An 8,848-nucleotide genomic window follows, 5' to 3' on the forward strand; every position below is an offset into this window, starting at 1 on the left:
AAGTCTTAGCATCTAACGACCAACCAACATCCATGAGTCAAACCGAACAAATCCTATCCCAGTTACCTGGTGATGTTCTCGGACGCCTGCGCAGTGCTGACAAAGTCTGGAAAGCCTTACGAGATGGCACAACTCCAATCCCAGAGGTGATTACAGAAACCGAAGAGGGATTAGGCACCCTAGACTTGGATGTAGTAATCTGTGGCGGTACCTTGGGAATTCTGATTGGTGCTGCTCTACAACAGCGAGGCTGGCGAGTTGCCGTAGTTGAACGGGGGGTTTTGCGCGGTAGAGACCAAGAGTGGAATATCTCTCGCCAAGAACTGGAGGTATTCCTGGAACTTGACTTACTCTCAACGGCGGAATTAGAGAATGCGATCGCATCCGAGTATAACCCAGCTCGGATCAGTTTCTTCCAGGGTCCTGATTTCTTGGTAAACGATGTACTCAACATTGGTGTTGACCCAGTCTTTCTGCTCGATACCCTCAAAGCCAAATTTTTAGCTGCTGGCGGTAAGCTCTTTGAAAAGACATCCTTTACAAAAGCAACTATTCATCCCGATGGCGTCTCAATCGGCTTGAAAGTTAACCAGTTGGAGGTTGACCCTTTGGAGGTTGAAAGGTTGAAGGTTGAAAGGTTGAAGGTTGACCCGTTGGAGGTTGAAAGGTTGAAGGTTGACCCGTTGGAGGTTGAAAGGTTGAAGGTTGACCCGTTGGAGGTTGAAAGGTTGAAGGTTGAAAGGTTGAAGGTTGAAAGGTTGAAGGTTGAAAGTTCTAACTTGGAACCTTCAACCGATACTAACTTGGAACCTTCAACCGATACTAACCTCGAACCTTCAACCAACACTAACCTTCAACCTTCAACCAACACTAACCTCCAACCTTCAACCAACACTAACCTCCAACCTTCAACCGATACTAACCTTCAACCTTCAACCAACACTAACCTCCAACCTTCAACCGATACTAACCTTCAACCTGTAACCGAACTTAAGGCTCGCTTACTGATAGATGCCATGGGACATTTTTCCCCAATTGTTAAGCAAGTCAGGCAAGGTCAGAAACCAGAAGGAGTTTGTTTAGTGGTTGGTAGCTGTGCTCAAGGCTATCCTAAAAATGACATGGGGGATTTAATTGTATCCTTCACTCCTATCCAAAATCAATGTCAATATTTCTGGGAAGCATTTCCAGCCCGGGATGGTAGAACAACCTATTTATTTACCTACTTAGATGCTAATCCAGAACGTCCTAGTTTAGAATTTTTATGTGACGAATACTTCCGTCTGTTACCAGAATACCAGGGAGTAGACTTATCCCAACTTGACTTTAAACGAGTACTATTTGGCTTTTTTCCTTCCTATCAAAAAAGTCCCCTAAGAATGCCTTGGAATCGGATTTTACCGATAGGGGATAGCAGTGGTGGGCAATCACCAGTTAGTTTTGGTGGATTTGGTTCCATGGTCAGACATTTAAAGCGTCTAAGTAACGGTATTCATGAAGCCTTAGATTATGATTTGCTAGACCGCAATGCCTTAGCCCAACTACAACCTTATCAGCCTAATATTGGTGTAACCTGGATGTTTCAACGAACAATGAGTGTTGGCATCAAGCAACAATTAGCACCAAATCAAATTAATCAATTACTCACTGGCGTATTCCAAGCCATGGCAAACCTGGGAGATGATGTGCTTAAGCCCTTCCTCCAAGATGTCGTGAAGTTTTCAGGATTATCTAAAACCCTATTTGTGACATCATTAACTAAGCCCGGATTAGTGGTGCCAGTGATTCCTCAAGTAGGATTAACCATGCTATTGGATTGGATGGTTCATTATAGTAATTTAGCCCTTTACAGTAGTTTGTATCCAGCAGGTAAATTACTCAGTGGCATGTTGACTACTTTGCCACCGAAACCAAGATATTATTACCACCGTTGGCTGGAAGCATGGCGCTATGGGTCTGGGGGTGATTATTAATTTAGGCAATAGGCAATAGGCAATAGTTGGGTAGGGTGCGTTAGGGACGGGCTCGCCGTGATTGTCACGGTCGCCAGGGTTGGGATAGCCCGTCCCGTAACGCACCACCGGCTCAAACCCCTTGAACAAGATGCACCGAGCCAGTTGGGTAGGGTGCGTTAGGGACGGAAAGCCTCTGATTTTATCAGTAGCCAGGGTTGGGATAGCCCGTCCCGTAACGCACCACCGGCTCAAACCCCTTGAATAAGATGCACCCAGCCGGGATTGATGATCGTGATCTTTTTGGCATCATGGAAGTAACTCCTATTTAGGTGGGAGGAAAACCGCGCTGATTTTGATTAAAGCTGTTACCAGCGCGGTTATTAGTATCGGTCTTTACCTTCTATAGTATAGATAACTCCTGGTAAAAATGCAAGGGATAATTAAAAGTTTTTACATTTATTTACAAATATTAGTTTTTGCGATTTATGGACTCACTTATGTGTAATTTATTTTATTTTTTTGAGTTAGCTGTGTTAATGAGCAACACCTTAACCAAAATCCCCAATGCCCCTTTGTTTTTTTTGTGTAGGGTTAGATGTAAACCTAGGATATCTTTTTTGATTAGACAATAAAACTGAGAATCTCTTTCTCCTCTTGCCTGTTGCCTGTTGCCTGTTGCCTGTTGCCTCTTGGCCTTTGGGAGTATGTTCACAACCCAGATACAACGCGCTTATTACTTCCAGCACTCTAATTTTAGATTCCTGACTTCATTCATTTTTCGATAATCTCTATCTTCTGAAACAATAATTAAATTATGTTGTATGGCTGTGCAAGCTATCCATAAATCGTTGATACGTACTCCGGCATCCTCTATTTATTCCCTAACTCGGTTGACATAGTCCAAACACTCTTGAAAATCATCTCCAGCCCAAGTTGGTGAAGTTTTTAGCCAATCTAAGAGGTTTGTGACTGGATACTTTTGATGAGATAGTTGATAATTGTCAATCTGCCACAAAATTACCCTTGCCGTATTTCTGATATCCATAAGATAGTTTTTGGCTGCGTCTGGAAGCTCATTTTGTTCAGATGCCAAGGCAGAAGCTTGCAAAATTGCCATTAATCTACGTTTAATACGTTCTAGATAGTCCTTGGAGAAGTCAAAGATATGTTTTTCCAAAACTGTTGATAATCTAGACAGTCCTGTGTAAAGACTACTGAATTTATTAACAGTATCGATTTCAAGTGCTCGTTCAAAAGCCTGCTGTGCTTGATCTAATTTACCCTGTTGTTGGAGCACTTCTCCTAAATGGTTCAATCCCATAGCAAGTAATGATTGATTATTGAGGGCTTCAGCGATCGCAATTTCTCGTTCAAAAGCCTGCTGTGCTTGATCTAATTTACCCTGTTGTTGGAGTAATTTTCCTAAACGATTCCACCCCATAGCAAGTAATGATTGATTATTGAGGGTTTGGGCAGTCGCGATTTGACCATTTAGTTCAAATTCATCTCCCAGAGCTGCTATTAAAGGCTGACCCTTGTGTTCTGATCCAATTCGACCCAAATCCTCTACAAAATTCATTCTTTCGATAATTTGCTTGAATTCAGCATAAAATCCTTCTTGATTAGATTGCTCCATATTTTTCAATTTTGCCTCGCTTATTGCTAAATATTCGATAATCAAGTGCTCGTTATTTAGAACTAATTTAGTTAATTCTTCTTCTGGTAAGATTAGCATTAGTTAAACTACTTTTAATAAGATAATACAAGTTTAGTATAGCATTTACCTGCTCCCTACTCCCTACTCCCTACTCCCTAAATAAATCCACCTCACCCAATTGAAAAATACTATAATAAACAAAGACTATCAGTAATCTCCTTCAACTATGGAACCATTAGCTGCTGCCGTTGTCGCTATTGCTACTGTGCTCGCCACTAAAGCCCTAGAAAAAACTGGGGAAAATGTCGGGCAAGTTGTTTGGGACCAGACTAACCAGTTTCTGGAATCCCTGAAAAACCAGTATCCAGATACGGTAATGGCGATCGAGCAAGCCCCAGGGCAACCTCTCGATTATGCCAAGGTGGTATTGGAGGTAGAAGCAGCAGCCAAGCAAAATCCCGAAGTTGCCCAAGCCATCGAGGGTTTGGTGACTACTGTTGATGCTGAAGCTTTGCCTAACTTAGAGAAAATTCTTCAAGAGATTACCAAAGCCTTGGAATCCCACCAGGCTACTAGTGAGACTTACAACAATGAAAACGTGAAAAACTTTGCCAAAAGGAATATTCTTAATCAAGAGAATACTAATTTTGGAGAGAAACAAACTAATATTGGAAATATTGGAGAAAAGCAAACTATTCAAGGGGACCAACATAATACATTTTGACTGCAGTCGCCTGGGAGGCAGGTTAAACAAACTCGACCAAATCAAGCACCCCCAGTACCTCCGTATTATGTCAAACGCCCGGAAGTAAGCCAACCACTAAAACAAAAGCTTTTATCGGAAGAAACCGCTAGAGCTGGCACTTTAGTGGTTAGTGCCATCTATGGCTTGGGAGGAATTGGAAAATCTACCATTACTGCCGCCTTAGCCCATGACGAGGAAGTTCAATCCCATTTTACCGATGGGATTTTTTGGGCAACCTTAGGTCAGGAACCTGATATCTTATCCTTTCTAAGTACGTGGATACAGGCATTAGGAGATTATGACTTTAAACCGATTAATATTGATAGCGCTTCGTTACAATTAAGAACATTATTATCCGATAAACAAGCCTTGCTAGTCGTCGATGATGTTTGGCATCCTGAGCATGTTGAACCCTTTCGAGTGGCTGGGGGTGGCTGTCGGGTTTTAGTGACGACAAGAGAAGCCCCGGTTAACGGTGCGATTCGCTATGATTTGGACGTGATGACTCTAAATCAATCCTTGGAGTTATTAACCGGTTGTTTCAACAACGAGTTAACTAATCAAGAACTCGATTATGCTAAAACCTTAGCCAAAACTGTGGGCTACTTACCCCTAGGATTAGAATTAGCGGCTGCCCAAGTTAGGGATGGCATCTCTTGGGAAGAGTTACTGGATGAGTTACAAGCTGAAATTGCTGATTTAGAAGCCTTGGATCGATGGGAAGCAGAGGAAGAACCAAATGACGCCAAGCGCAAAAACTACAGTCTAGTGGCTTCCTTTAATCTCAGTTTAAAGCGATTATCTGCCGAGAGATTGCAAAAATTTGCTTGGTTAGGGGTCCTGCCGGAGGATGTCACGATTACTGAAACCATGGCGACTACCTTATGGAACTGTAATTCATTTAAAGCCAAAAAGACCTTAAGATACTTACGACAAAAAGCGTTATTACTACCAGGAGTCCCTAGTACCGAAAAAACTAACTATCGCCTCCATGACCTGTTACATGATTTAGCCCGTAATCTGCTGCAACCAGAGCTAGGATTATCCATTATAGAAGCTCATCAGCAATTATTAGAACGTTATCAAACCAAGACCAAAAACGGATTATGGTATACCTTACCCGATGATGATTATATCTATAGCCACTTAACCTGGCACCTAGAGAAAGCCCAAAAGATAGATGACATTCATCAACTCCTGAAAGAAGAAACTGCAGAAGGAGATAACGGTTGGTATTCCCAGTGTGATCAACAGGGAAAAACTGCTAATTTTATCAAGGATGTATCGAGAGCTTGGGCAATAGCAGCAGACAATTTTACAGAAAATCCCACGAAATCCATTAGTTTACAATGTCGTTATGCTCTGATTACGACATCCCTCAACAGCTTGGCTGGAAATATTCCTCCAGAGTTAATGGCTGCATTACTTAAGAACAAAATCTGGACGCCAGCCCAGGCACTAGCTTATGTGCGACAGAATAAAGATTCTAGTAGTCAAGTAAAGGGTTTGGAGGCAATTAGTGAGTATCTTCCGTCTTCTTTATTACCTTCAGCCTTAGAAGTTGCCAGAGGGATTTCCTATGAATCATACCGAGTATTAGCCTTAGTCGGCTTAGCCCTCCACTTACCGGATCTGTTACCGGAAGCCTTAGATTGCGCCAGAGGGATTGACCATGAATACTCCCGAGCATTAGCCTTAGTGGCCTTAGCCCCCCATTTACAGGAAGAGTTGTTACCCCAAGCCTTAGATTGCGCCAGAGGGATTTCCGATGAAGAACACCGAGCCGATGCCTTAGTCGCCTTAGCCCCCCACTTACCGGATGTGTTACCAGAAGCTTTAGATTGCGCCAGAGGAATTGACCATGAATTATACCAAGACAGAGCCTTAGCAGCCTTCTACCGAGCCAGAGCCTTAGTGGCCTTAGCCCCCCACTTACCGGATGTGTTACCGGAAGCCTTAGATTGCGCCAGAGGGATTTCCGATAAATTAGACCGAGTCGAAGTCTTAGTCGCCTTAGCCCCCCACTTACCGGATGTGTTACCCCAAGCCTTAGATTGCGCCAGAGGAATTGACCATGAATTAGACCGAGCCGATGCCTTAGTGGCCTTAGCCCCCCACTTACCCGATGTTTTATTACCCCAAGCCTTAGATTGCGCCAGAGGCATTTCCGATGAAAGATACCGAGCCAGAGCCTTAGTGGCCTTAGCCCCCCACTTACCCGATGTTTTATTACCCCAAGCCTTAGATTGCGCCAGAGGGATTGACCATGAATACTCCCGAGCATTAGCCTTAGTGGCCTTAGCCCCCCACTTACCCGATGTGTTACCCCAAGCCTTAGATTGCGTCAGAGGGATTTCCGATGAATCAGACCGAGCCGATGCCTTAATCCGCTTAGCCCCCCACTTCCCCAATGTCTTACCAGAAGCCTTAGATTGCGCCAGAGGGATTTCCCATGAAAGATACCGAGCCGATGCCTTAAGAGCCTTAGCCCCCCACTTACCGGAAGAGTTGTTACCCCAAGCCTTAGATTGCGCCAGAGGGATTTCCGATAAATTAGACCGAGTAAAAGCCTTAAGAGCCTTAGCCCCCCACTTACCGGATGTGTTATCCCAAGCCTTAGATTGCGCCAGAGGGATTTCCCATGAATTCCACCGAGTAAAAGCCTTAGTCGCCTTAGCCCCCCACTTACCGGATGTGTTATCCCAAGCCTTAGATTGCGCCAGAGGGATTTCCCATGAATTCCACCGAGTAAAAGCCTTAGTCGCCTTAGCCCCCCACTTATCGGATGTGTTGTTACCCCAAGCCTTAAATTGCGCCAGAGGGATTTCCGATAAATTAGACCGAGTAAAAGCCTTAGTCGCCTTAGCTCCCCACTTACCCGATGTGTTATCGGAAGCCTTAGATTGCGCCAGAGGGCTTTCCCATGAATACTCCCGAGCCCATGCCTTAGTCGCCTTAGCCCCCCACTTACCGGATCTTTTACCGGAAGCCTTAGATTGCGCCAGAGGGCTTTCCCATGAATTAGACCGAGCCCATGCCTTAATCGCCTTAGCCCCCCACTTATCCGATGTGTTGTTACCCCAAGCCTTAGATTGCGCCACAGGGCTTTCCCATAAACGCTCCCGAGCATTAGCCTTAATCGCCTTAGCCCCCCACTTACCGGAAGAGTTGTTACCCCAAGCCTTAGATTGCGCCAGAGGGATTTCCCGTGAATCAGACCGAGCCAGAGCCTTAGTGGCCTTAGCCTCCCACTTCTGTGATCTGTTACCGGAAGCCTTAGATTGCGCCAGAGGGCTTTCCGATGAATACTCCCGAGCATTAGCCTTAGTGGCCTTAGTCCCCTACTTACCGGATGTGTTACCGGAAGCCTTAGATTGCGCCAGAGGGATTTCCCGTGAATCAGACCGAGCATTAGCCTTAGTGGCCTTAGCCCCCCACTTACCGGATGTGTTACCGGAAGCCTTAGATTGCGCCAGAGGGATTTCCGATGAAGAACACCGAGTCAATGCCTTACAGGAATTAATTAAGATATTCACTCCTTCGTCCGTTGATTTTCCTTTTTGGCAACAAATTCTTGATAGTTTAGCTAGTCTAACCCGTCCCTATTTTCTTAAAGCTCTTCCTCAATTAGCTCCTTTAATTATCAAGTTTGGGGGTATTGAAGCCCTAAGAGAAACGGTGGCAGCGGTTGATGATGTTAGTCGATGGTGGAAATAGGGAAAAGGGAGTAGGGAGTAGGGAGTAGGGAGTAGGGAAGAGTTAATCAAGGATAGAGGAATTATGATTAGCCTTACTGGGTGTGGCGTGGATGGGTGTTAGGATTCAGTTGATGCCTGTGCCATGGGGAATAATTGCACTGAAATAAAGTTCATAAAATACAGAGCAACATCGCATCCCTAATTTCAAAATCTAATATCTTGCCATCGTCGAGACTCAAGGAAACGACTTAGATGTTTAACGTTAGTGGTAGCAATAACTAAACGTTGTCCTAAGTTTTCTTGTTGAAATAGTTGACACTGAGCAGCAATTATCACATCATTATCAATAGTTTTGTCATCAGCGGTCGGCATTCCTTGATGGCGAGACATTGCCCAAAGTTGAGCAGCATGACGCATAACCGGTTGAGTTATCGGTAGAAAGTCAATGATATTGCCCATCTCATCAAGATTAGCTAAACCTTGATGTAATGGTTTTCTCATGCCATCTAAGATTAAACTTCTTCTAACTTCATAATCACACAAATCAGAACTCAGTACATAAACCCCTCTAGCTAAAAGAGAGTAAAGCCATTGCTGACATTGTTGTGCTTCTAATTTGTCATTGGGAGAAGATAATAACCCTAAAACGCCTGTATCGACAAAAACAATCATTATTAGCTATATAGCTTAGAGCCTTCTGGACGAAAACTATCAAGAATTTGTTTGAATTTTTCTAAATCTTCCTGTCGAATTTTAGCTTCTTCTTGTGTGATTTCCTCTTCAAGGCGTTTTC

The 8,848-nt window shown here is 44.0% G+C and carries 7 protein-coding genes; 3 read left to right on the forward strand and 4 right to left on the reverse strand.

The window, feature by feature from the left end:
• Positions 1–32: 32 nt before the first annotated feature.
• Positions 33–1,973 (forward strand): hypothetical protein, encoded by a 1,941-nt coding sequence (locus F6K49_RS31490; protein WP_293102975.1) that lies wholly within the window; start codon positions 33–35, stop codon positions 1,971–1,973.
• A gap of 493 nt (positions 1,974–2,466) precedes the next feature.
• Here F6K49_RS31490 and F6K49_RS31495 read toward each other — a convergent pair whose 3' ends face one another.
• Genes F6K49_RS31495 through F6K49_RS31505 form a run of 3 tightly spaced genes read right to left on the reverse strand, consistent with a single transcriptional unit; the run spans position 2,467 to position 3,690 of the window.
• Positions 2,467–2,667: a hypothetical protein gene (locus F6K49_RS31495; RefSeq protein ID WP_293102962.1), complete on the reverse strand. Its 201-nt coding sequence runs from the start codon at positions 2,665–2,667 to the stop codon at positions 2,467–2,469.
• Positions 2,668–2,688: 21 nt separating this feature from the next.
• Positions 2,689–2,829, reverse strand: coding sequence for a PIN domain-containing protein (locus tag F6K49_RS31500; RefSeq protein ID WP_293047920.1), 141 nt, complete (start codon positions 2,827–2,829; stop codon positions 2,689–2,691).
• Positions 2,830–3,690: a tetratricopeptide repeat protein gene (locus tag F6K49_RS31505; RefSeq protein ID WP_293102966.1), complete on the reverse strand. Its 861-nt coding sequence runs from the start codon at positions 3,688–3,690 to the stop codon at positions 2,830–2,832.
• A gap of 148 nt (positions 3,691–3,838) precedes the next feature.
• Between F6K49_RS31505 and F6K49_RS31510 the strand changes: the two genes are divergently transcribed.
• Positions 3,839–4,336, forward strand: coding sequence for a hypothetical protein (locus F6K49_RS31510; protein ID WP_293102969.1), 498 nt, complete (start codon positions 3,839–3,841; stop codon positions 4,334–4,336).
• Complete coding sequence (locus F6K49_RS31515; protein ID WP_293102978.1) at positions 4,337–8,074, forward strand: NB-ARC domain-containing protein; 3,738 nt, start codon at positions 4,337–4,339, stop codon at positions 8,072–8,074.
• Positions 8,075–8,259: 185 nt separating this feature from the next.
• Here F6K49_RS31515 and F6K49_RS31520 read toward each other — a convergent pair whose 3' ends face one another.
• Positions 8,260–8,727 carry a nuclease gene (locus tag F6K49_RS31520; protein WP_293102972.1) on the reverse strand — a complete coding sequence of 156 codons (468 nt, stop codon included), beginning with the start codon at positions 8,725–8,727 and terminating at the stop codon, positions 8,260–8,262.
• Positions 8,728–8,848 lie beyond the last annotated feature (121 nt).

This window comes from Moorena sp. SIO3I6, from assembly GCF_010672095.1.

Coding starts and splice junctions, on each gene's coding strand:
- F6K49_RS31520 (WP_293102972.1), bottom strand. CDS start 8,727: ATGATTGTTTTTGTCGATACAGGCGTTTTAGGGTTATTATCTTCTCCC.
- F6K49_RS31510 (WP_293102969.1), top strand. CDS start 3,839: ATGGAACCATTAGCTGCTGCCGTTGTCGCTATTGCTACTGTGCTCGCC.
- F6K49_RS31490 (WP_293102975.1), top strand. CDS start 33: ATGAGTCAAACCGAACAAATCCTATCCCAGTTACCTGGTGATGTTCTC.
- F6K49_RS31505 (WP_293102966.1), bottom strand. CDS start 3,690: ATGCTAATCTTACCAGAAGAAGAATTAACTAAATTAGTTCTAAATAAC.